This window comes from Jannaschia helgolandensis (assembly GCF_900109285.1).
Taxonomy (GTDB): Bacteria; Pseudomonadota; Alphaproteobacteria; order Rhodobacterales; family Rhodobacteraceae; genus Jannaschia; species Jannaschia helgolandensis.
In genome coordinates, this window is record NZ_FNZQ01000002.1 from 148,446 (window position 1) to 169,351 (window position 20,906).

Annotated in this window: 23 protein-coding genes; 9 read left to right on the forward strand and 14 right to left on the reverse strand. The window is 62.8% G+C overall.

What is annotated here, in order from left to right; all coding sequences use genetic code 11:
• The first annotated feature begins 217 nt into the window (after positions 1-217).
• The gene (locus BMY38_RS07735) at positions 218-850 is read left to right on the forward strand and encodes a PAS domain-containing protein (RefSeq protein ID WP_175495804.1); all 633 of its coding nucleotides are present in this window, start codon (positions 218-220) and stop codon (positions 848-850) included.
• Here the strand turns inward: BMY38_RS07735 and BMY38_RS07740 are convergent.
• Both BMY38_RS07740 and BMY38_RS07745 read right to left on the reverse strand, forming a co-directional pair.
• Positions 843-1,352 carry a hypothetical protein gene (locus BMY38_RS07740; RefSeq protein WP_092761559.1) on the reverse strand — a complete coding sequence of 170 codons (510 nt, stop codon included), beginning with the start codon at positions 1,350-1,352 and terminating at the stop codon, positions 843-845. The two genes, BMY38_RS07735 and BMY38_RS07740, sit on opposite strands and share 8 nt — an antisense overlap.
• A gap of 236 nt (positions 1,353-1,588) precedes the next feature.
• A complete protein-coding gene (locus BMY38_RS07745) occupies positions 1,589-2,959 on the reverse strand; it encodes a class II 3-deoxy-7-phosphoheptulonate synthase (RefSeq protein WP_092762001.1) in 1,371 nt (456 codons plus the stop codon).
• A gap of 196 nt (positions 2,960-3,155) precedes the next feature.
• Here BMY38_RS07745 and BMY38_RS07750 point away from each other — a divergent pair, with 196 nt between their 5' ends.
• Entirely contained in the window at positions 3,156-4,166 is a 1,011-nt protein-coding gene (locus BMY38_RS07750; protein ID WP_092761561.1) for a GlxA family transcriptional regulator, read from the forward strand.
• Positions 4,167-4,177: 11 nt separating this feature from the next.
• On the opposite strand, the gene BMY38_RS07755 is transcribed toward BMY38_RS07750, so the two are convergent.
• The 11 genes from BMY38_RS07755 to iscR all read right to left on the reverse strand — a co-directional run bounded on the left by BMY38_RS07755 (position 4,178) and on the right by iscR (position 15,538).
• Positions 4,178-4,438 carry a hypothetical protein gene (locus BMY38_RS07755; RefSeq protein WP_092761563.1) on the reverse strand — a complete coding sequence of 87 codons (261 nt, stop codon included), beginning with the start codon at positions 4,436-4,438 and terminating at the stop codon, positions 4,178-4,180.
• Between the two features lie 61 nt (positions 4,439-4,499).
• Positions 4,500-7,259, reverse strand: coding sequence for a [protein-PII] uridylyltransferase family protein (locus BMY38_RS07760; RefSeq protein ID WP_245737544.1), 2,760 nt, complete (start codon positions 7,257-7,259; stop codon positions 4,500-4,502).
• A gap of 212 nt (positions 7,260-7,471) precedes the next feature.
• A complete protein-coding gene (locus tag BMY38_RS07765) occupies positions 7,472-8,692 on the reverse strand; it encodes a cysteine desulfurase (protein WP_092761567.1) in 1,221 nt (406 codons plus the stop codon).
• The gene (locus tag BMY38_RS07770) at positions 8,689-9,294 is read right to left on the reverse strand and encodes a hypothetical protein (protein ID WP_092761569.1); all 606 of its coding nucleotides are present in this window, start codon (positions 9,292-9,294) and stop codon (positions 8,689-8,691) included. Before BMY38_RS07770 ends, BMY38_RS07765 begins: the two co-directional genes overlap by 4 nt.
• Entirely contained in the window at positions 9,291-9,821 is a 531-nt protein-coding gene (locus BMY38_RS07775; protein WP_342707747.1) for a YIP1 family protein, read from the reverse strand. Before BMY38_RS07775 ends, BMY38_RS07770 begins: the two co-directional genes overlap by 4 nt.
• Entirely contained in the window at positions 9,775-11,028 is a 1,254-nt protein-coding gene (locus BMY38_RS07780; RefSeq protein ID WP_092761572.1) for a SufB/SufD family protein, read from the reverse strand. Before BMY38_RS07780 ends, BMY38_RS07775 begins: the two co-directional genes overlap by 47 nt.
• A complete protein-coding gene (gene sufC, locus BMY38_RS07785) occupies positions 11,028-11,783 on the reverse strand; it encodes a Fe-S cluster assembly ATPase SufC (RefSeq protein ID WP_092762003.1) in 756 nt (251 codons plus the stop codon). The genes BMY38_RS07780 and sufC overlap by 1 nt, the downstream gene beginning before the upstream one ends.
• A 50-nt stretch (positions 11,784-11,833) precedes the next feature.
• On the reverse strand, positions 11,834-12,445 hold the full coding sequence (locus BMY38_RS07790) for a hypothetical protein (RefSeq protein WP_092761574.1): 612 nt from the start codon (positions 12,443-12,445) through the stop codon (positions 11,834-11,836).
• A gap of 24 nt (positions 12,446-12,469) precedes the next feature.
• The gene (gene sufB, locus BMY38_RS07795; RefSeq protein ID WP_092761576.1) at positions 12,470-13,981 is read right to left on the reverse strand and encodes a Fe-S cluster assembly protein SufB; all 1,512 of its coding nucleotides are present in this window, start codon (positions 13,979-13,981) and stop codon (positions 12,470-12,472) included.
• On the reverse strand, positions 13,978-15,015 hold the full coding sequence (locus BMY38_RS07800) for a cysteine desulfurase family protein (RefSeq protein ID WP_092761578.1): 1,038 nt from the start codon (positions 15,013-15,015) through the stop codon (positions 13,978-13,980). The genes sufB and BMY38_RS07800 overlap by 4 nt, the downstream gene beginning before the upstream one ends.
• Positions 15,016-15,067: 52 nt before the next feature.
• Positions 15,068-15,538, reverse strand: coding sequence for a Fe-S cluster assembly transcriptional regulator IscR (gene iscR, locus BMY38_RS07805; RefSeq protein ID WP_092761580.1), 471 nt, complete (start codon positions 15,536-15,538; stop codon positions 15,068-15,070).
• A 176-nt stretch (positions 15,539-15,714) separates the two neighbouring features.
• Between iscR and BMY38_RS07810 the strand changes: the two genes are divergently transcribed.
• From BMY38_RS07810 to BMY38_RS07830, 5 genes are all read left to right on the forward strand, one after another.
• On the forward strand, positions 15,715-16,368 hold the full coding sequence (locus tag BMY38_RS07810) for an alpha/beta hydrolase (RefSeq protein WP_092761582.1): 654 nt from the start codon (positions 15,715-15,717) through the stop codon (positions 16,366-16,368).
• A gap of 19 nt (positions 16,369-16,387) precedes the next feature.
• Entirely contained in the window at positions 16,388-16,633 is a 246-nt protein-coding gene (locus BMY38_RS07815) for a hypothetical protein (protein ID WP_092761584.1), read from the forward strand.
• The gene (locus BMY38_RS07820) at positions 16,626-17,216 is read left to right on the forward strand and encodes an HD domain-containing protein (RefSeq protein WP_092761585.1); all 591 of its coding nucleotides are present in this window, start codon (positions 16,626-16,628) and stop codon (positions 17,214-17,216) included. The genes BMY38_RS07815 and BMY38_RS07820 overlap by 8 nt, the downstream gene beginning before the upstream one ends.
• A gap of 53 nt (positions 17,217-17,269) precedes the next feature.
• A complete protein-coding gene (locus BMY38_RS07825; protein ID WP_092761587.1) occupies positions 17,270-17,689 on the forward strand; it encodes a DUF7282 domain-containing protein in 420 nt (139 codons plus the stop codon).
• Positions 17,690-17,982: 293 nt separating this feature from the next.
• A complete protein-coding gene (locus BMY38_RS07830) occupies positions 17,983-19,194 on the forward strand; it encodes an NADP-dependent isocitrate dehydrogenase (protein ID WP_092761589.1) in 1,212 nt (403 codons plus the stop codon).
• 137 nt (positions 19,195-19,331) lie between these two features.
• On the opposite strand, the gene BMY38_RS18290 is transcribed toward BMY38_RS07830, so the two are convergent.
• Complete coding sequence (locus BMY38_RS18290; protein WP_092761591.1) at positions 19,332-19,526, reverse strand: hypothetical protein; 195 nt, start codon at positions 19,524-19,526, stop codon at positions 19,332-19,334.
• A 385-nt stretch (positions 19,527-19,911) separates the two neighbouring features.
• Between BMY38_RS18290 and BMY38_RS07840 the strand changes: the two genes are divergently transcribed.
• Positions 19,912-20,556, forward strand: a complete 645-nt coding sequence (locus BMY38_RS07840; protein WP_092761593.1) for a YitT family protein — start codon at positions 19,912-19,914, stop codon at positions 20,554-20,556.
• Positions 20,556-20,885, forward strand: coding sequence for a DMT family transporter (locus tag BMY38_RS07845; RefSeq protein ID WP_092761595.1), 330 nt, complete (start codon positions 20,556-20,558; stop codon positions 20,883-20,885). The genes BMY38_RS07840 and BMY38_RS07845 overlap by 1 nt, the downstream gene beginning before the upstream one ends.
• The last annotated feature ends 21 nt before the right edge of the window (positions 20,886-20,906 follow it).

The following is a 20,906-nucleotide window of genomic DNA, read 5'->3' on the forward strand; positions in this document are numbered from 1 at the left end:
AGAGATCGCCGTCATTAACTAATGGTAAAGGAATTGCGGGCAATTTGGCGAGACATGCCTTATTTCTTCTCTTGAGCGGTGTAGCAGGTGGCACCACGATCCGGTTCAGGATCGGGTGCGCCCGGTTTCAGGGGAAGGTGGAATGGCAGGCAAGGACGAAATTCGCGGACCAAATCCGGTTCGGACCAATGACGTTCGGGACTTCACGGGGCTTCGAATGATACGCAGATCCCCCTTGCTGGAAGAGACCTGGCGCTATTGGACCTCGCTGCGCACCGGGACTGACCTGCCGCGCCGGTCCGCGCTGGACCCAAAGGCAATGTCGCGCATTCTGGGCCACGCGATGATCCTGGATCAGGTACGCCATGGCACCGTTCGCGTCCGCCTGGGCGGCAATGTCATGCATCAGGTGATGGGCATGGATGTGCGTGGCCTGCCGATCCGGGCATTCTTCGATCTGGCCGACCGCACCCGCGCCGTCGATCTGATAGAACAGGTCTTCGACACGCCATCGACGCTTGAACTGGACCTGATATCCGAAGGCTGCGACGGACTGATGACGGGACGGATGCTGGTGCTGCCGCTGCTGGATGCGACGGGCGCGGTGACCAAGGCGCTGACCGTGATGGTGACCGACCGCGTGATCACCGATGCGCCGCGGCGCTTCGCGGTCACGAATGCGACACTTGTGCCGGTCGACGGGGCGGCAGCTGCGCCCCGGCAAGGCCTGCTTCGCCGCCGCGTCACAGATCATCATCTGCCGGTCGAGATCATGGCCGGCATGGCCGAGGACGCCGCGCCATATGCGACGCGGCCGTCGCCTGTCCCGTGGCTGCGGGTCGTCAAATAACGGCTCGGCGGCGCGTCATGACCTGCATCGCAGCGACCATCACGATGCCATAGAGAACGTGGCCCACCAGGGCGACCCAGGTGATGCCCGTGAATCCGAGGAAGAACGGCAAACCGGCGATTGCGGTGATCCCGCCGATGGCGAAAATCCACAAGCCGAAGCCGTAGACCGCCGAAGCCAGCGGCCAGCCACCCGGCGCGCCGGTCACGCGCACCCAGATCGGCGCGAAGATAAAAAGCCAACCGACCGGATAACCGATCAATCCGACAAGATAGAAATGCATGAAGTAGCCCGCGAAATCGTTGTTGGGCAGACCGAGCGCGCCGAGCAGGCTCTTGGCGAGGCCGTGGGGCGAGAGATTGGCGAAGCCGAGGCCGGGGCTGAGGATCTGCCCCCAGAAATCAAAGGCGACCGTACCGAAGAAACCACCGATGAACATCAGGCCGAGCGTGGCAGCGGTCAACGGCGGAAAGACGGCGGGCATGGCGTTGGTACGTGTCATGGGGGTCTCGCTTTTAAGGCTGTGCAATTGTGCTTGTGACCTCGCTTGCCCCCAAGTCAACGATCCAAGCCACTGGATCACATGGCATTGACCGGCCGTCATCTATGGCTCACGGGTCCGCGACTGCCGATGACACTCCTGTTACAGAGCACCCTTCGGCAGCGGCGTCCGTGCTGACCCGGCCTGATACATCCGCGCGACCGACCGTTTCAGGCCAGTCACGCGCTATGGGCCGGTCACGATGCCGCGCGCATCCGATCCTGCCGCAAAGCGGACAGTTCGTCGGCCACCAGAAACGCCAGTTCCAGCGATTGCGAGGCGTTCAGGCGCGGGTCGCAGGCCGTGTGATAGCGGTCCGACAGATCCTCGTCGGTGACGGCACGCACACCGCCTGTGCATTCGGTCACGTCCTGCCCCGTCATCTCGAAATGAACGCCGCCGGGGATGGTGCCATGGTCGCGGTGGACGGCGAAGAATTCCCGCACTTCGGCCAGCACGCTGTCGAAGGGTCGCGTTTTATAGCCCGAGGGAGACTTGATCGTGTTGCCGTGCATCGCATCGCAGGTCCAGACGACATTTGCGCCCATCTCCTGCACCTGCTTGATCAGGCGCGGCAGATGTTCGGCCACCTTGCCCGCGCCGAACCGCGCGATCAGGGTCAGGCGACCCATCTCGTTCTGGGGGTTCAGCGTTTCGATCAATTGCTTCAGATCTTCGGCGGTCGTCGTCGGACCGCACTTCAGCCCGATCGGATTCATGACGCCGCGACAGAATTCCACATGTGCGCCATCGGGTTGCCGCGTGCGATCACCGATCCAGATCATGTGACCCGATCCGGCAAGCCAATCGCCGGGGTGAGTGCTGTCCTCGCGGCACAGTGCCTCTTCGTATTCCAGCAACAGCGCCTCGTGCGAGGTATAGAAATCGACCGTCGACAGTTCCGCATTGGTGTCCGACGTCAGGCCCGCGGCGGTCAGGAAATCCAGCGTGTCCTGAATGCGGTCGGCCATGTCGCGATACTGCGCCGCCCGCTCTCCGCTTGCGAAATCCAGTGTCCATTGATGCACCTGATGCACATCCGCGAAGCCGCCCTTGGAGAAGGCACGCAGCAGGTTGAGCGTCGCGGCGGCCTGCGTGTAGGCGTCCAGCATCTTTGACGGGTCAGGAATGCGGGCCTCGGGCGTGAAGGCCAGCTCGTTGATGATATCGCCACGATAGCTCGGCAACTCCGTACCGTCGCGTATTTCGGTGGGCGCCGATCGTGGCTTGGCGAACTGGCCTGCCATTCGACCCAGCTTGACGACCGGCACCTTGGCTCCGAACGTCAGGACCATCGCCATCTGCAACATGACCTTGAAGGTGTCGCGAATGTTGTTGCTGCTGAATTCCGCAAAACTTTCGGCGCAATCGCCGCCCTGCAACAGGAAGGCTTCACCGCGTCCGGCAGCCGCCAGTTCTGACTTCAGCGTCCGCGCTTCGCCTGCGAAAACCAGCAGGGGGTGGCGGCCCAGCTTGGCCTCGACCGCGCTCAGTGCATCGGCGTCTGGATAGTCCGGCATCTGGACGCGCGGCTTCGCGCGCCAGCTCGACTTCGACCAATCGCCCATCTGTGCGTTCTGGTGTGTCTTGTCGTGTGCCATGTGTCTATTCCCTCTGGCCGGATTCGAGGCTCGTGCGATAGCCCATTCATTGCGCCGCCGCAAATGCCGGATTGGCTTGATCCTTGGCGAATGTTGCGCGTAGGCGTCGTCTGGGGGATTGATGCGACTCGATGGGTCGATCACGCAAAGGGAGGCCGTGCCGATGGCGGGTCACGCAACGGCCAAGCTCGGCACTGCGCCGGAGACATCGGCTGTGGTCGCGCCAGAGCGTCCGCACCATTTTGTCTTTGTTCTGCTGGATCAGTTCACGTTGCTATGCCTTGCCAGCGCACTGGATGCCCTGCGACTGGCCAACCGGATGTCGGGCACGAACCTTTATACATGGTCGCTGGTTGGCGAAGGCGGCAAGACGGCAACCTGTTCGGCGGGCACAAAATTCGTCCTGGACGGCGATCTTGTTCCTCTCGAACGGAACGACACGGTTCTGGTCGTCGGCGGAGTCAATGTCGGACGGGCCACCACGACGCGACTTCAAAGCTGGCTGCGGCGCGAGGCACGGCGCGGCGGCATGATCGCGGGGCTGTGCACTGCCGCGTGGTCGCTGGCGGCCAGCGGTCTTCTGGATGGCAAGCGCGCGACGATCCACTGGGAGAATCAGGACGGATTTGCCGAAGATTTCCCCGATATCGAACTGACCAAGGCGGTCTTCACCATCGACGGCAAGCGGATCACCACGGCGGGCGGCACCGCATCGGTCGACCTGATGCTGCACCTGATCGCCCGCGATTTCGGCGAGGATCTGGCCGCGCAGGTTGCCGATCAGATGATCTATTCCTCGATCCGCACCGACCAGGATACTCAACGCCTGTCGATCCCGACGCGCATCGGTGTCCGCCATCCCCGCCTGTCCCATGTCATCCGCGAGATGGAGCAGTCGATCGAAGACCCGGTCAGCCCGGCCAGGCTGGCCGCAGACGTCGGCATGTCCACGCGTCAACTGGAGCGTCTGTTTCGCCGGTATCTTGATCGCAGCCCCAAGCGATATTACATGGAACTGCGCCTTGGCCGCGCCCGCAACCTGCTGATGCAGACCGATATGTCCATCATCAACGTGGCACTTGCCTGCGGCTTCACCTCGCCCTCACACTTCTCAAAATGCTATCGCGCGCATTACGGCACCACCCCCTACCGCGAACGGGGCACCCATAGCTGACGCCCCTTGTGTCAGCGTTCGATGCGCGCCGCCCGACCGCCGCGCCGCCCGGTGCGCACAGGCTCGCCCAATCCTTCGCGCAACACTTCGGTCATCGGGTGATCGCCCCGCCCGACCAGCAGCCGCTCGATGGCCGGGCCGGTATCGCCCGAGAGGCTCAGCGCCCAGTCGAGAAAGATCGAACGGCATTCGGCCTTGTCGATTCCGTCGATGCGATAGGCGTCTGCGATCAACCCCTTGGGATCGTCCGGTCCCTGTCCATCCTTGGCCATCCCTGTCTCCTCATGCGCCAGACCCGCAGCTAGCGCAGCCCCGCACGTCCGTCCAGCGCAGCTATTTCAGCGCCTCGTCAATGACCGCCGCCGCCTGGGCCGCCGCCGCATCGCAGGCTGCCGTGACTGCCGCCAGATCGGGCAGATCCATGCCGTGCGCCACGAAGGCTTCGCCGCCTGCGCCCAGATCGCCGGGCGGGTCGGCATCGGTCAGCAGCCGCAGCATCTGGTTGACCCGTGACAAATGTTCATGCGCCCGGGCCAGCACCGCGCGTGTCTCGGGTGTCAGCCAGCCCTCGACGCCCAGCTGCCCGACCACGTCCCGTGCCGTGTTCCCCGCAATCAGCGCATGGGCCTGCGCGGCCAGTTCGATGTCCTGCATCCGTCCCGGTCCGGACTTGATCGACAAGCCACCCCCATGCCGTCCCGCATCAACCAATCGTGCGCGCATGTCGGTCAGGGCCTCGATCACCTCGGCGTCCGTGAAGCGACTGCCCCGAATCACGTCGCAGCGTGCGCCCTCGACCATCGGCCGCAACGCAGGATCGCCCACGACGACCCGTGCTCGGGTCAACGCCATGTGTTCCCAGACCCATGCTTCGTTGGCCTGATAATTCAGGAACCCCGACAGCGGCGTCGCCACTGGCCCCTGACGTCCGGAAGGCCGCAACCGCATATCGACCTCGTAGAGTCGCCCCTCGCCCATCGGCGCGGACAATGCGGTAATCAGGATCTGCGTGAACTTCGCTGCCCATTGCCGCGGTCCGAGCGCCCGTCTGCCATCGGATTCAGCCAAGTCGTCCGCCCCGTCGTGCAGCAAAACCAGATCCAGATCCGACCGGGCCGCCAGCCGTCTGGCACCCAGCGATCCCATTCCCATCGCCACCAGCTGCAAACCCGGCACCCGGCCGTATCGACGCGCCGTCTCGAAGTCCGTGGCAACCCAGGCCGAGGCCATTACCGCCTCGGCCAGCCGCGCATAGGACGCTCCGGCGTCAATCGGATCGATCAATCCGCGCAGCATGTGCACGCCGATGCGGAAATGCGCCTCGCGGTGCCATTGGCGAAGACGCGTCAGACGTTCTTCGAAGTCGCCCTCGACGGGCGGCAAGGTCCACACATCCGGCAGCGGCTCCAGAAACGTCCCGCCGATCACCGCATCCAGAACGCCTGCGTTCTGGGACAGATATTGCGCCAGGTCGGGGGCGGTGGCGCAGATATCCGCCAGCAAATCGACCAGTTTGGGATTGGCCTCGAACAGAGAGAGCACCTGCACACCTGCCGGCAGTCCACGCAGGAACCCGTCAAAGGCGGCCAGTGCCTCGGACGGTCGGGCCGCGCGCGCCAATGCGGCCAGCAAGCCGGGCCGCAGCCGATGGAAAATCGCCTGCGCCCGGTCAGAGCGCAGCGCCGGATAGGTCGCCCAGCGGTCGGTCACGGCAGACGCGCCTTCGATGATTTCGCCCACCGGCCCCGCCTTTGCCTGCCCCTGCGATGGCGGCAGGAAGGACGGCACGGTGATCGCTTCGACCGCGCGCATCCGGTCGCGCAGATCGGTGACGAAACGGTCCACGTCGCCCTCGCCCATGAAACACGCCAACCGCCGCAACCGCTCCGGGTCGCGTGGAATGCGGTGCGTCTGGGCGTCCTGCACCATCTGCACCCGATGCTCCACCGATCGAAGATAGCGGTATTGCTCGGACAGGACATCCCGATCCTGCGGCGTCATCCAGCCGGCCTCGGTCAGACGGTCCATCCCCTCCAACGTGCCGCGCACACGCAGGCGTGGGTCGCGTCCTCCGGCGATGATCTGCTGCGTCTGGGTCAGGAATTCGATCTCCCGGATACCGCCCTGCCCCAGTTTCACGTCGTGGCCCGGCACGTCCCATTCGCCCGCCAGCCCCTTGTGGTCGCGGATGCGGCGGCGCATGTCGTGCGCCTCCTCGACGACGGCGAAATCGAGGTGCCGTCGCCAGACGAAGGGGGTCAGCCGTTCCAGAAATCCCTCGCCTGCCGCCTTGGCCCCGGCACAGGCGCGCGCCTTTATCCAGGCCGCCCGCTCCCATGTGCGGCCCATGGCTTCGTAATACCGCTCTGCGGCTTCCATCGACAGAACGATGGGCGTCGATCCGGGATCGGGCCGCAGCCGAAGATCAGTCCGAAAAACGTAACCCTCGGCGGTTATGTCTGACATCGCGCCCATCGCCGTCCGCGCCGCTTTCAGAAGAATCGCGCGGGCCGTGCCGTAATCCGATGGGTCATATCCCGACTCGTCGAACAGGAGGACCAGGTCTATGTCGCTGGAATAGTTCAACTCTCCCGCGCCCATCTTGCCCATCGCGATGGCAACCAGCCCGCCATCGCCCGTCACCGGGCCTTTGGCGTGCCGCGCCAATCCATAGGCCAGCGCGCGATTGAGCGCCGCATCCGCAAAGCGCGTCCAGCCCGCCGTCGCCTGCATTACCGGCCAGACCCCGCCCAGTTCGGCCAACCCAACCAACAGGGCCGCCCGCCGCTTGGCCTGTCGCAGTGCGGCTTTCGGGTCGCCGTCGATGGCGTCGATATCAGCAAGTAATGCGGCCAATGCCGCATCCGGTTCGCGGTCCCAAAGGTCTGTCAGCCAGTCCCTTTCCCGCTCCATCGTGGCGGCCAGAAACGGACTGCACCCCGCCGTGCCCGCGATCAGCGGAGCAACTTCTGGCGGTGGCGACAAAATCGCGACGGCAACCTGTCCGGCCTCTGCGTCGAAGGGGATCGGTGTGCGGGTGATACGGCTGCGAAACATCGCTCCGGTCTGACCCCTTGGCAGCGTCGGCGTCAACGGGCAGATATCCGATATGAGCAAGAGTTTTCGCCGCGTTCTCACCGCACTGAGTGCAGCAGGTATCCCGTCCGAGCCTGTCGAACTGGGCGAGTGCCGTACTGCGCGGCAGGCCGCCGCGGCATGTCTTCCCGATCGCACCCGGATCACTGGTGAAGTTGACGGGAGCAACCGTTGCGGATTTTATCTGAACGTCACGTCATAACCAACTGTCACGAAAACAGATCGTGGCAAAGCTCCAGCGCATCGACCAGCGTATCGACCTCCGACCGCGTGTTATATACTCCGAAGCTGGCCCGACAGGTGGCCGTGACCCCCAGGTGTTCCATAAGCGGCTGGGCACAATGATGCCCGGCCCGAACCGCCACGCCCTTCTTGTCGAGTACCGTCGATATGTCGTGCGCATGCGCCTGACCGGTCAGGGTGAAGCTGAAAATCGCGGCCTTGGTCGGTGAATTTCCCTGCACATTCAGCCAGTTAAGTCCGCCCAGACGGCTTCGGGCGTAATCCCGCAGATCGGCCTCATGTGTGGCGATAGCATTCATGCCAAGGTCCATCATCCACTCCAGTGCAGCCCCCAGACCGATGGTCTGGACGATGCCGGGGGTGCCTGCCTCGAACTTCATCGGCGGATCGTTCCACGTCACTGTATCGCGATGAACCTCGCGGATCATATCGCCGCCCCCCATGAAGGGAATCATCTCGGCCAGGCGCTCGGGTTTAATGAAAACTGCACCGGAACCGCTTGGCCCGTATAACTTATGCCCTGTAATCGCATAGAAATCGCACCCGATGTCAGCCACATCCACGGGCATATGGACGGCCCCCTGCGATCCGTCCACGACGACCGGAACGCCCCGCGCCCGCGCCCCGGCACAGATGGTTTTTACATCAACTACGGTTCCCAAAACGTTGGAAAGATGTGTAATCGCGATCAGTCTGGTGCGGTCCGTCATGGCATCCAGCACCGCCTGCGGGTCCAGATCGCCGCGCGCATCCGTATCGACCCAGACCAGCTTGACGCCCAGCCTTTCACGCAGAAAGTGCCAGGGCACGATATTTGCGTGATGCTCCATGATCGACAGGATGATCTCGTCGCCCGCCTGCAAACGTGGAGCGGCCCAGGCATAGCTGATCAGGTTCATTGCCTCGGTCGTGCCGGTGGTGAAGACGATGTGGTCTTCCGACGGCGCGTTCAGGAACCGCGCGACCGTGCCGCGCACGGCTTCGTAATTCTCGGTCGAAATCGTCGAGAGCGTATGCAGGCCTCTGTGAACGTTTGAGTATTCCTCACCATAGGCGCGCTGGATCGTATCCAGCACAACCTGTGGCTTCTGCGCGGATGCCCCATTGTCCAGATAGGTCAGCGGCTTGCCGTTGATCTGTCGCGACAGAATTGGAAACTGCGCGCGGATAGCGTCGATATCGATCATGGCAGCGGTCCTCCGAGCGACAGATAGATCAGGCCCGATACGATCGGTCCCACGAAATAGGCGACGAGGAAGGCGCCGCCTGCAATCAGCAGTGCCGTCAGCCAATCATCCAGCCGATGCAACACGCGGACAACGACGACAAGGACCAGCAATGTCGCAGAGAAGCCGATGAAGAAAAACGGCCCATAGGTATCGATCCCCGTCGCAAGCGCGAAGACCCAGGTGCCCATCTGGACCAGTTCGAACAGCAGGAGGGCAAGCGCATATGCGACCATTAACCAGATCGCTTCGGCGGCTGTGGCCCGGCTCCTGGCGAACCAGCGCCCCAGCAGAAGCCCCGCACCCGCCATCGCGAACACGGTGATCACATCGCGCATCGCACCGAACAGCGCACCGAACTGCCGCTTGCCCTGCGGCGTATGCGGAAAGGCCAAGGGCCCGTAGGTATAGTCCACGATGGTCATCAGCAACGTTGTCCCCACCAGCGCCATGGCCGCAATGCGAACCGGAGGTGTGGTGGCCCGCATCCCGTCGAGCGCGCCGACGGGGTCAGACAGGAAACCGCCGATTGCCCCGGTCAGCCCCGATATCTCATGTCTCACACCGAATATTCCGCCACATAGAGGGAACTGAGCCAGATCCAGAAGAACCCCGCGAAGGTCACCAGACCGACCGCTGAAAGGGCGGGACCTGGCCCGATGAAGCCCGCCGTCAACCCGTTGAGCAACATTGCCGGAGACACCGCGAGAAGCGCCCAGAAAAGTGAAATCCGCGCACCCAGGCCCGTGCCGCGACCGCCAAACAGCCGGGCGGCCACGTGGCTGATCAATGCCAGAATATAGAACAGCAAGGGTGCCAGAAAGACCCAGGCCATCAACGTCCCCCCCATCAGAATCATGAAATCCTCGTCCCGAAGGAAGGCTTCGCGCGACAGGCGGGGCAATTGCGAGACAAAGACCAGTGAACAGCCGACCATGAGGAATACGAAGGCCGTGTCATCGCGCAGGCCGCGAGCCAGATGTTCGGCCATCACGACGCGCGGACGCAGCCATGCGCGGGGAATATCGCGGGTGACCGACACGTCAGTGCCGCGATAGCCAGTCGGCGAGAACCGCGCCGATATGGGCACGCAGATCCTCGTCGGCGATTTCCTCAACCGCCTCGGCCATGAACGACAGCACCAGCAGGTCTGTCGCCACCCGTTTGGGCACCCCACGCGAACGCAGGTAGAACAGCGCCGTCTCGTCGATCGCGCCTGTCGTGGACCCATGCGAACAGGCCACGTCGTCGGCATAGATTTCCAGCTCCGGCTTGGCGAGGAACTGTGCGTCGTCGTCCAGCAGAAGGGCCTGGCTGATCTGATAGCCATCGGTTTTCTGAGCGCCTTCACGCACCAGGATCTTGCCCTGGAACACGCCAGTTGCCCCGTCGCGCAGGACCTTCTTGAACACCTGACGGCTTTCGCCGTTCAGCGCGCCGTGAGTCACGAAAACCGTATCATCGTGGTGGAAATCGCCCCGCCCGAAGGCCGCGCCGCCGACATGCGCGCTGGCATCGTCGCCGACGATTTCCAGAATGGCCTCGTTGCGCGTCAATTGAACGTTGGCCGACAGGGTGAAAGACTTGAATGTCGCGCGCCGACCCAGCCGGGCGAACAGATGGGTGTCGATCTGCTGCGTCGCGTCGGGTCCCTGCATACGAATATGATGGAACGCGGCGGTGTCGGCCACGTCGACTTCGGTAACGATATTGGACCGTGCGCCCGCCGAACCCGATTCCAGTACGGTGACGGATGCGTCGGCATCCACCTTGATCAGATGATGCAGGATCGGATCAGTGCCGCCGATGGTGCGGATGTGGATCGGGCGCGCGACCGGGCCGGTCACGCGGATCGCCAGACCGCCGGTGGCGAAGGCGCTGTTGAGCATGGCAAAAGGCCGCGAAACGGGGCGTGATCCGGCGGCTTCCAGCGTCGCATACAGGTCGCGTGCCCAGTGGATGTCGGCCTCGGCGGCTTGCGACAGAGTGTTGATCTCGACCCCGTCGGGAGCGCCGTCGGGCAGGTCGAGCGCATCGCCGTCGATCGTGATCACGTAGGCATCCATTCCGGCGAACGGGTCTTCACCCGGTCCACCCGCGCCCTGCGCAGGCGTCGCCCGATTGAACGGTGCGGGGTTGGTGTAACGCCAGTATTCGTCGCGTCGTGTCGGCAGGCCAACGGCCTGCAACCGGCCCAACGCATTCTTCCGGGCCGCACCCAGCCAGCCGCCCCCGGACGGCAGGGTCAGGGCCGCAAGACGCTCATCCGTAGTTATTTTTCGTGCGTCGACCACCATCAGGACGTCCCTTCCAGGATGTCGGCATAACCATTGACCTCGACTTCTATCGCCAGTTCGGGTCCACCGGATTTGATGATGCGACCACCCGCCATGATGTGCACGACATCCGGTTTGATGTGATCCAGAAGCCGCTGATAATGCGTGATCACAAGGAATCCGCGGTTCGGATCGCGCAGGGCATTCACGCCCTCGGACACCAGCTTCATCGCATCGACATCCAGGCCCGAGTCCGTCTCGTCAAGGATGCACATCTTCGGTTCCAGCATCGCCATCTGCAGGATTTCGTTACGCTTTTTCTCACCACCCGAGAAGCCGACATTGACAGGACGCTTGAGCATCTCGGCGTCGATCTTCAGATCCTTGGCCTTGGCGCGGATTACCTTGAGGAATTCACCTGCCGACAGTTCCTCCTCGCCCCGCGCTTTGCGCTGCGCGTTCACTGCGGTCCGCAGGAAAGTCATGTTGCCCACACCGGGAATCTCAACCGGGTACTGGAACGCCAGGAAAAGCCCGGCGGCAGCGCGTTCCTCGGGTTCGATATCCAGCAGATCGACGTCGCCCAGATGCGCCTCACCCTCGGTAACCTCATAGCCGCCGCGCCCGGCCAGAACATAGGACAGCGTCGACTTCCCCGATCCGTTCGGTCCCATGACGGCATGCACTTCGCCCGCCGGAACGGTCAGGTCGATTCCCCTGAGGATCTGCTTGTCCTCGTCTTCCAGTTTCACGTGCAGGTTCTTGATCGTCAGCATGTCATACCTCTCGCCGGTCGGCGTCATTGTCTCGTGTCAGCGAATTTTAGTCAGCGTATCTTGAAAAATGTATCCACGAAGATCGTCAGGTCCTTACCGTCGAGCTTCCATGTTCCGTCTAACTCCCAGACGCCGATACGTCCGACAGTTTGCGAGGGAGGCATAAACTGGCCCGCCCGGCTGTAGGTTGATCGCCCTGTATAGTCGTCGAATAGCACCGTAACCGGCTTGGTTGCACGGGCCAGTACGGTCAGGAAACAACCCACCCGGAAACGTCCGTCGATCAGGACCACGTCCGGATGCTCGAAAAACGGCTGCTCCCAGACCTGTAACGGATAGCGTGGATATTTCATCCAATAGTCGTTTCCGTCAGGCGTGCCCCACTTTTTCGTCGGCCCGATATCGGCGTGATACAGATCAACCTTCGACTTGGGCTTCCGGTCGTCCACGATACGCTGGATGTTGTCGAGCCAGTCCTTGTCGCTCTCCACCGCGATCAGATGCGGCACACCGACGTCCAGCGCCAGAACCGTCGAGCCGCCGGTGCCGTATTCCAGTACTGTTTGCGCCCCCGAATACATCTCGCGTACCAGTGCCTGTTCTTCGGGCGGGAACGTCAGTTCAGGGACATAGAAGCCCTTGTTCTCGGCAGTCTCGGTCATATCGCGGTTCCCGTGCAGCAGGCCTCAGCCCACCGACCCCTCCAGCGAGATCGCCACAAGCGCCTGCGCTTCCATCGCGAATTCCATCGGCAGCGCCTGCAGCACCTCCTTGCAGAACCCGTTGACGACCAACGCCACGGCCTCTTCCTCGTCCATCCCGCGCGACCGGCAGTAGAACAGCTGATCGTCGTCCACCTTGGATGTCGTCGCCTCATGCTCGACGCGCGAGGAATTGTTCTTCACCTCGATATACGGCACCGTATGCGCACCGCATTTCGACCCGATCAACAGGCTGTCGCACTGGGTATAGTTGCGCGAATTCTTGGCTTTCGGGTGCATGGACACCAGCCCGCGATACGTATTCTGCGCGCGGCCAGCCGAAATGCCCTTGGACACGATCCGGGATTTCGTGTTCTTGCCAAGATGCACCATCTTGGTGCCGGTATCGGCCTGCTGCATGTTGTTGGCGATGGCGATGGAGTAGAACTCGCCCTGGCTGTCGTCGCCGCGCAGGATGCAGGACGGATATTTCCACGTCACGGCCGAACCGGTTTCGACCTGCGTCCACATCACCTTGGACCGATCGCCCCGGCAATCGGCGCGCTTGGTCACGAAGTTATAGATGCCGCCCTTGCCGTTCTCGTCGCCCGGATACCAGTTCTGGACGGTCGAATACTTGATCTCCGCATCGTCCAGCAGCACGAGTTCGACACAGGCCGCGTGCAGCTGCGCGATGTCGCGCTGCGGCGCGGTGCAACCCTCAAGATAGGACACATAGGAGCCTTCATCGGCGATAATCAGCGTCCGCTCGAACTGGCCGGTGTTTTCGGCATTGATGCGGAAATACGTCGACAATTCCATCGGGCAGCGCACACCCTTGGGGATATAGACGAAACTGCCGTCCGAGAACACGGCGGCATTCAATGTCGCGTAGTAGTTGTCGGACGCCGGAATGACCGAACCGAGGTATTTCCTCACCAGATCCGGATAATCCTTGATCGCTTCGGAAATCGAACAGAAGATCACACCTGCCTTGGCCAGTTCCGATTTGAACGTCGTGCCCAGGGACACGCTATCGAATACCGCATCCACGGCGACCTTGCGATCCTCCGGTGCCGGTTCGACGCCCGCCAGCAACGCCTGCTCCTTCAATGGAATGCCCAGTTTCTTGTAGGTTTCCAGAAGCTTGGGGTCGACTTCGTCCAACGACTTCGGCTTTACAGCCATGGAAGCAGGGCGGGCATAGTAATACTGGTCCTGAAAATCGATCTCCGGGTAGTCGACCATTGCCCACTTCGGCTCGTCCAGTTTGACCCAGCGACGATAGGCATCCAGACGCCAGTCCAGCATCCACTCCGGTTCGTCGTTCTTCGCGGAAATCAGGCGCACGATATCTTCGGACAGACCCTTCGGCGCATATTCCATCTCGATATCGGTGTTCCAGCCGTGCTTGTAGACACCGGACAGGCCTTTCACCGCCTCGACGGTTTCCGCGTCGACACCGTCCTTGACCACCACATCATCCAAAGCCGTCATGCCCGTCTCCTGTCCTTTAGGCGGCGGAACGCGTTCACGAACCGCGCCACCTGTTCTTCCGTCGTGTCCGGGCCGATGCTCACGCGGATCGCGCAATCGGCCTCGCCCGGCCCGTATCCCATTGCGCGCAATACGGCGCTTTCGCGGACCTTGCCGCTTGAGCAGGCCGATCCCGCGCTAACCGCGAACCCCGCAAGGTCCAGCGCCATCACCTGCGTCTCGCCCTTCCAGCCCGGCGTAATCAGGCAAGAAGTGTTCGGCAGGCGTTTCGATTCCTTCCCGACTAAAATAGTCGGATTGATATCATCCTCAAGACTTGTTTCTAGAAAAGTTCTAAGTTGCGCAACCCGGTCCCATGCCCCGGAATCCAAATCGCGCACTGCCGCCCGCGCTGCAGCCCCGAATCCGGCGATGCCGATTATGTTCTCGGTCCCGGACCGGCGTCCCATCTCCTGCCCGCCGCCCCTGATCCTGCTTGCGACGTCGAGACCCCGCCGGATCACCAGCGCCCCCACGCCCTTCGGCCCGCCCAGCTTGTGCGCCGAGATCAACGCCATCTCGACCCCCGTCCAGTCGAAGGCCACCGGCACCTTGCCGAAACCCTGCGTCATGTCGCTGACGGCCAGCCCGCCGGGCAGGGCTTGCATCACGCCGGTCTCGGAGTTGGCCAGCTGCACCGCGCTCCGTGACGGATCATCGAGGCCGACACGCCCCGCCGCATCCACCGGCAACGACCCGTCGCCCCAGGCTGCCACGGCCTCGTGCTCGACCGGCGCCGTGGCCAGCCCCCGCCCCGCCATCGCCAGCGCCGCCGCCTCGGTCGCCCCCGACACGAACACCACGTCCGACCCGACGGCACCGAACGCCGCCGCCACCTGCCCCCGTGCCCGCTCGACAAGTGCCTTGGCCGCGCGCCCCTCGCCATGCACGGACGATGGATTGCCTACGGCATCCATCGCCGCCAGCATTGCCGCCCGTGCCTCGGGTCGCAGCGGTGCCGTCGCATTCCAATCCAGATAGAGCCGCTCGGCCATCGTGCCCTCGTCTTTGCTTTCAAATATTCCGGGGTTCGGGGCTGGCCCCGACCTACTCGTCCACGATCTCGAACAGGATCGGCACGGCAGGGCACGGCGTCAGCTCGTTTCCGACTACGTCCGACAGGCGCGTCTGATGCAGGAACACATAGACATGTGCCGACATCGACTCCCACAGACGGTTTGTCATCGACTGCGCCCGCGACCCGGACGACCCGCCCGACGCGCCCGCGCCGGTGTGCATGGCGCTGACCGTCTCGTCGACCGCCTCCAGCACGTCCGACACCCGGATCTCGGATGCGCTCCGCGACAGGCGATAGCCGCCACCGGGTCCGCGCACCGATGCGACCAGCCCGGCGCGGCGCAGTTTGACGAACAATTGCTCCAGATAGGGCAGCGAAATATCCTGCCGCCTGGAAATCTCGGCCAGCGAGGTGGTCGCCTCCCCGTCCGACGCGGTGACCTGTTGCGCAAGATCGACCAGTGCGACCATTGCATAGCGGCCCTTGGTGCTTAACTTCATGACTTCTCCGACCTCAGGGGACCGATGCAGTCGCCAAAAGTTGACGACCCCGCCCCGGTCGCATACCTGCGTGAGAACCCGGCGGGGATGGCAGTTCATGGGGCTTACCCCTCGCCCCAACCCTGCGTCAACAACGACCGGCCAACCGGCCCCAGAACAGACCGAATGGAACGCCAATGCCCGAAGTGATCTTCCCCGGCCCCGAAGGCCGCCTCGAAGGCCGCTATCACCCGCAGAAACTCAAGGATGCGCCGATCGCGATCATTCTGCATCCGCACCCGCAGTTCGGCGGGACAATGAACAACCGCGTCGTGTATAACCTGCATTATTCTTTTCTCGACCTGGGTTTCACGGTGCTGCGGTTCAACTTCCGCGGCGTCGGCCGCAGCCAGGGTGAATACGATCAGGGCATCGGCGAATTGTCCGATGCGGCGTCCGCCCTCGACTACCTGCAAGCGATGAACCCCAACGCCAAGCACTGCTGGGTCGCGGGCTTTTCGTTTGGCGCGTGGATCGGGATGCAGCTTCTGATGCGTCGCCCGGAAATCACCGGCTTCATCTCGGTCTCGCCCCCCGCAGACCGCTATGACTTCAGCTTCCTCGCCCCCTGCCCGGCATCGGGTCTGGTCATCAACGGTGCGAACGACCGGGTTGCCCCGCCCGCCGACACCCGCACGCTGGTCGGCAAGCTGCACGAACAGAAGGGCATCACCATCACCCATCAGGAGATGGAGGGCGCGGGCCACTTTTTCGAAGACCCGCACATGGACCCGATGATCGACAGCGTGAAGGGCTACGTCGCGCGTCGCCTGACTGAAACGACGCGCTGAGCGCCCGGAGACCTCGCAGATGTCCCTCGCCGACGATCTTGCCAACAAACTGGCCGCCAAGGTCATCGCGCATGTCGAAAAGACCGGCGACGAAGACATTATCAAGATCATGTCCCAGTCGCTAGGCGACAGCTCGCAGACGCTGCAGGAGGCGTTCATCACCTCGGTCCGGGTCCAGCGCGCCGCGATCCGGGCCGACCGCCAGCTTAAGGCTCGAATTGCCGAGATGGAGAATAAGTCGGCGGCACCGGAAGGCGATGGCTGATCCGGTGTCGCCTCCGTCCGATCTGGACCGGCAGATGGCGTTCCTCATGGAAGCCGACCGCCTGAAATCCATCACCCGCGCCACCCAATTGGCCGATGGCTCGCGCGATGAGAATAGTGCCGAACACTCTTGGCACCTGACCCTCTTTGCTCTGACCCTCGCGCCGCAAGCACCGCCCGGCGTGTCGATCGACCGGGTCATCCGCATGCTGATCCTGCACGATATCGTCGAAATCGACGCCGGTGACGCGCCGATCTATGGCGACACCTCCACGCAGGTGGCGGACGAACTGGCCGCCGCCGACCGCATCTTTGCCCTGTTGCCGGATACGCAGGCCCGCGAATTTCGCGCCCTCTGGGACGAGTTCGAAGCCGCCGCCACCCCGGATGCGACGTTCGCCAAGGCCCTCGACCGGTTCCAGCCGCCGAACCTTAATCTGGCCAATGGCGGCGGTAGCTGGACTGCCTACAACGTTACCGAAGATCAGGTCCGCAACCGGATTGGCAGCAAGATCGAGCGCGGCGCACCGACGCTCTGGGCCTGGCTTGGCCCGAAGATCGCGAAATTTTTCACGGACCCGTGAAACTCCTGTCGAACCGTCGCGTGTCTGGGGGGCATAACAACGGGAGATCGACTATGACTTCGACTATCAATATTGCCGCCCTCGCCTTTCTGGCCTCCGCCTCGGTCGCACTTGCCGATGCGCATGCGATGGCCCCTTCGATCACCGCATCGGACCAATCCGTCGCCAACGGCGTTGTGTCCGCCGAAAGCATTACCGCGTCGGAAAACGGCTGGCTGGTCGTTCACAGCACTGATGCCGACATGAAACCCGGCCTCGTGGTCGGCTATGCCCCGATCCGTGCAGGCAAGACCACCGATGTCGCCGCCATCCTTCAGGAAGACGTTGCCTCCGGCCAGATGCTGATGCTGATGGTCCATGGCGAAACCGGGGGCACTCAGACCGGCGTGTTCGAATATACGCTGGGCGCCACCGAAGACGGCCCTGTCAAGCCCGAAGGCGCACTCGTGATGGCGGTCGTAACCGCAGAATAACCATGTCTTCCCCCGTAGCGGCCCAAGACCGCCGCGGGGACCGGATCGACCGCGACAGTTCCGACACATAGGACTGCGGTCCCCTGGTCCATGCTGTTTTTCCTCCGGCATGGACCCGTCGCCGCCTGGTTTTTGGTTCCACGACCGAACTGGCGGCAGGCCCGGCGCAACTGACGCCGGGCCGCTTTGTCTTCTCTGGATAATCTCGACCTGTATGCCACGGCATACAATCTGGCCGTCGGTGGCGGACCCTGCTATGGGACGCGCGAAACATGTTCCAGCCGGAGGCCCCCATGTCCAGGATCAAGGTAGATAATCCCGTCGTCGAGCTCGACGGGGACGAAATGACGCGCATCATCTGGCAGTTCATCAAGGACAAGCTGATCCTGCCGTATCTCGACATCGACCTGCTGTATTACGATCTGGGCATCGAGGCGCGGGACGAGACGGACGACCAGATCACCATCGATGCCGCCGAGAAGATCAAGGAAATCGGCGTCGGCGTGAAATGCGCCACGATCACACCGGACGAAGGCCGGGTCGAGGAATTCGGCCTCAAGCGCATGTATCGCAGCCCCAACGGCACGATCCGCAACATCCTCGGCGGCGTCATATTCCGCGAGCCGATCATCTGCTCGAACGTGCCGCGTCTGGTGCCGGGCTGGACCCAGCCGATCGTTGTCGGTCGCCATGCCTTCGGCGACCAGTATCGCGCCACAGACTTCCTGTTCCCCGGCAAGGGGAAGCTGACCATGAAATTCGAAGGCGAGGACGGCGAGGTCATCGAACGCGAGGTGTTCGACGCACCATCCTCCGGCGTCGCCATGGCGATGTACAACCTCGACGAGTCGATCCGCGATTTCGCCCGCGCCTCGCTGAACTATGGTCTGGGCCGCAAGTTTCCGGTCTATCTTTCGACCAAGAACACGATCCTCAAGGCCTATGACGGGCGCTTCAAGGATATCTTTCAGCAGATTTTTGAGGAAGAGTTCGAAGCCGGTTTCAAGAAGGCCGGCATCACCTATGAACACCGCCTGATCGACGACATGGTCGCCGCTGCAATGAAATGGTCGGGCGGCTATGTCTGGGCCTGCAAGAACTACGACGGCGACGTGCAGTCCGACACTGTGGCCCAGGGCTTCGGCTCATTGGGTCTCATGACGTCGCAGCTGATGACCCCCGATGGCAAGATCGTCGAGGCCGAGGCCGCGCATGGCACCGTCACCCGGCACTACCGTCAGCACCAGGCCGGCAAGGAAACCTCGACCAACTCCATCGCGTCGATCTTCGCCTGGACCGGCGGCCTCAGGCATCGCGCCAAGCTGGACGACAATGCGCAGTTGACGGCCTTCGCCGAAACTCTTGAGAAAGTCGTCGTCGGGACCGTTGAATCCGGTTATATGACCAAGGACCTGGCCCTGCTGGTTGGCCCCGATCAAAAATGGCTGACTACGATTGGTTTCCTTGAAAAAATCGCTGAAAATCTCGACGCGGCTTTGACCTGAGTGGCGAAGCGAGGAGTTTCTCCTCGCGCTCAGAGTATTTGCAGAACAAAGACGGGACGCGCCCAACGTCCAAGCCCCTTACCGGATGTGTTGTTGGTCGCGCCGCGATACGTCGCGACCATTTGGTTCGTGGTTTGCTATGCGCTCAGATGCGCCTTCAACCGATCCAGGTCCGCTTGCACCAAAGCGGCGTCACCTGCGAGGCGGTCGTCGTCCCATCCGTCCTGTCGGAAGAGGATGAAGCTCAAGATGCTCGCGTCCCCGTCGGGAACAACCCGCATCGGGTTGAAGAACTTCGCTCCATCGGGAGTCGCGGGTGTCTGCTGCCACATGGTGGTGCCCTTTCTATCGTCCCATGCACTGCACATGGGACTGAATAGTCGCGGGCCGCTACGGTCATAACGGAAGGACCCGCGGATGCGGGGGCCGGGCTAACCTTCCCGACCTAACCTGTTCTAGACGCGGTCAGCTTGCTTCCGCGCCGACAAGCCGTCAAGGGGAAGCGGCACTCCGCCCCGCACAGCTGACCTCGGCGCAAGCTACGCTGCCGCAGATTTATGCGGGTGAGGGAGCTGATACTGCCCCTGCTCTACGTGCATTCCGTGCACGCGGCGCAACACTTCTGGTAAGGGGCTTGCCCAACGCCGTGCGCCCTTTTTCGTCAGACCGTTGAGACCGCTGCTGGACAGCCCGATCCGTGACAAATAGGTCCGTGGAATGGCCCGCTCTTCTCCACCTCCCGACAGCCGCGAACCCCATCGCCCGTCCCCCCTCCGGCACACGATGCTGGAGGACGCGCAGGCCTTCGTTCTGGGCACGACGCTCTGCGCGCTGGGTGTGCAGTTCCTGACTGCCGCCGGTCTGGTCACTGGACAGACGGCGGGCGCGGCGGTGCTGTTGTCCTATATGGGCGGCTGGAGCTTCGGCGTCTGGTTCTTCCTGCTCAACTTGCCATTCTACGGTCTGGGTTGGGTCCGCATGGGCCCGCGCTTCGTCGTCAAGACGGTGATTGCCGTGACTATGGTTTCTGTCCTGACGCGCCTGATGCCCCTTGTCGTCACCTTCGAGGCATTGAACCCCTGGGCCGCATCGGCCCTGTCGGGCGCGGTTATCGGCATGGGATTGATTGTGATCTTCCGACATGGTGCATCGCTGGGTGGCATCGGCATCCTTGCCCTTTGGGTGCAGGAGCGGTTCGGCATACAGGCCGGCTGGGTCCAACTCGGGTTCGACGCCTTGCTGTTCGCGCTGGCCTTCGCCCTGCTTGACCCGTGGTTGGTTGCCGCATCCCTTTCAGGAGCCGTCGTCGTGAACCTGATCATCGCCACCAATCATCGCCGCGACCGCTACGTGGGGCGCTGATGCACTGGCTCTGGCTCATCCTGGCTATCGCATTCGAGACGGTGGGCACGACCGCGCTCAAAGCGTCCGACGGGTTCACCCGCCTCTGGCCGTCGGTCGTGACGTTGACCTGTTTCGTGACGGCGCTGTTTCTCCTGTCGCTCGTTCTCAGGACGCTTCCGGTCGGGGTGACCTATGCGATCTGGTCCGGCGTCGGGATCGTTATGATCGCCATGATCGGCTGGATCGTTTTCGGCCAGCGGTTGGATGCCCCTGCGATCATCGGCATGGGTCTGATCGTTGCCGGCATCGTCATCATGCAATTGTTCTCATCGACCACCGGGCACTGAGGCATAGCGGGTGATACGCAG

Coding starts and splice junctions, on each gene's coding strand:
- BMY38_RS07815 (WP_092761584.1), top strand. CDS start 16,388: ATGTCCCTCGCCGACGATCTTGCCAACAAACTGGCCGCCAAGGTCATC.
- BMY38_RS07740 (WP_092761559.1), bottom strand. CDS start 1,352: ATGACACGTACCAACGCCATGCCCGCCGTCTTTCCGCCGTTGACCGCT.
- BMY38_RS07810 (WP_092761582.1), top strand. CDS start 15,715: ATGCCCGAAGTGATCTTCCCCGGCCCCGAAGGCCGCCTCGAAGGCCGC.
- BMY38_RS07830 (WP_092761589.1), top strand. CDS start 17,983: ATGTCCAGGATCAAGGTAGATAATCCCGTCGTCGAGCTCGACGGGGAC.
- BMY38_RS07820 (WP_092761585.1), top strand. CDS start 16,626: ATGGCTGATCCGGTGTCGCCTCCGTCCGATCTGGACCGGCAGATGGCG.
- BMY38_RS07845 (WP_092761595.1), top strand. CDS start 20,556: ATGCACTGGCTCTGGCTCATCCTGGCTATCGCATTCGAGACGGTGGGC.
- BMY38_RS07745 (WP_092762001.1), bottom strand. CDS start 2,959: ATGGGCGATTGGTCGAAGTCGAGCTGGCGCGCGAAGCCGCGCGTCCAG.
- BMY38_RS07755 (WP_092761563.1), bottom strand. CDS start 4,438: ATGGCCAAGGATGGACAGGGACCGGACGATCCCAAGGGGTTGATCGCA.
- BMY38_RS07800 (WP_092761578.1), bottom strand. CDS start 15,015: ATGGCCGAGCGGCTCTATCTGGATTGGAATGCGACGGCACCGCTGCGA.
- sufB (WP_092761576.1), bottom strand. CDS start 13,981: ATGACGGCTTTGGATGATGTGGTGGTCAAGGACGGTGTCGACGCGGAA.
- BMY38_RS07790 (WP_092761574.1), bottom strand. CDS start 12,445: ATGACCGAGACTGCCGAGAACAAGGGCTTCTATGTCCCTGAACTGACG.
- BMY38_RS07765 (WP_092761567.1), bottom strand. CDS start 8,692: ATGATCGATATCGACGCTATCCGCGCGCAGTTTCCAATTCTGTCGCGA.
- sufC (WP_092762003.1), bottom strand. CDS start 11,783: ATGCTGACGATCAAGAACCTGCACGTGAAACTGGAAGACGAGGACAAG.
- iscR (WP_092761580.1), bottom strand. CDS start 15,538: ATGAAGTTAAGCACCAAGGGCCGCTATGCAATGGTCGCACTGGTCGAT.
- BMY38_RS07750 (WP_092761561.1), top strand. CDS start 3,156: ATGGCGGGTCACGCAACGGCCAAGCTCGGCACTGCGCCGGAGACATCG.
- BMY38_RS07735 (WP_175495804.1), top strand. CDS start 218: ATGATACGCAGATCCCCCTTGCTGGAAGAGACCTGGCGCTATTGGACC.
- BMY38_RS07840 (WP_092761593.1), top strand. CDS start 19,912: ATGGCCCGCTCTTCTCCACCTCCCGACAGCCGCGAACCCCATCGCCCG.
- BMY38_RS07780 (WP_092761572.1), bottom strand. CDS start 11,028: ATGGTGGTCGACGCACGAAAAATAACTACGGATGAGCGTCTTGCGGCC.
- BMY38_RS18290 (WP_092761591.1), bottom strand. CDS start 19,526: ATGTGGCAGCAGACACCCGCGACTCCCGATGGAGCGAAGTTCTTCAAC.
- BMY38_RS07825 (WP_092761587.1), top strand. CDS start 17,270: ATGACTTCGACTATCAATATTGCCGCCCTCGCCTTTCTGGCCTCCGCC.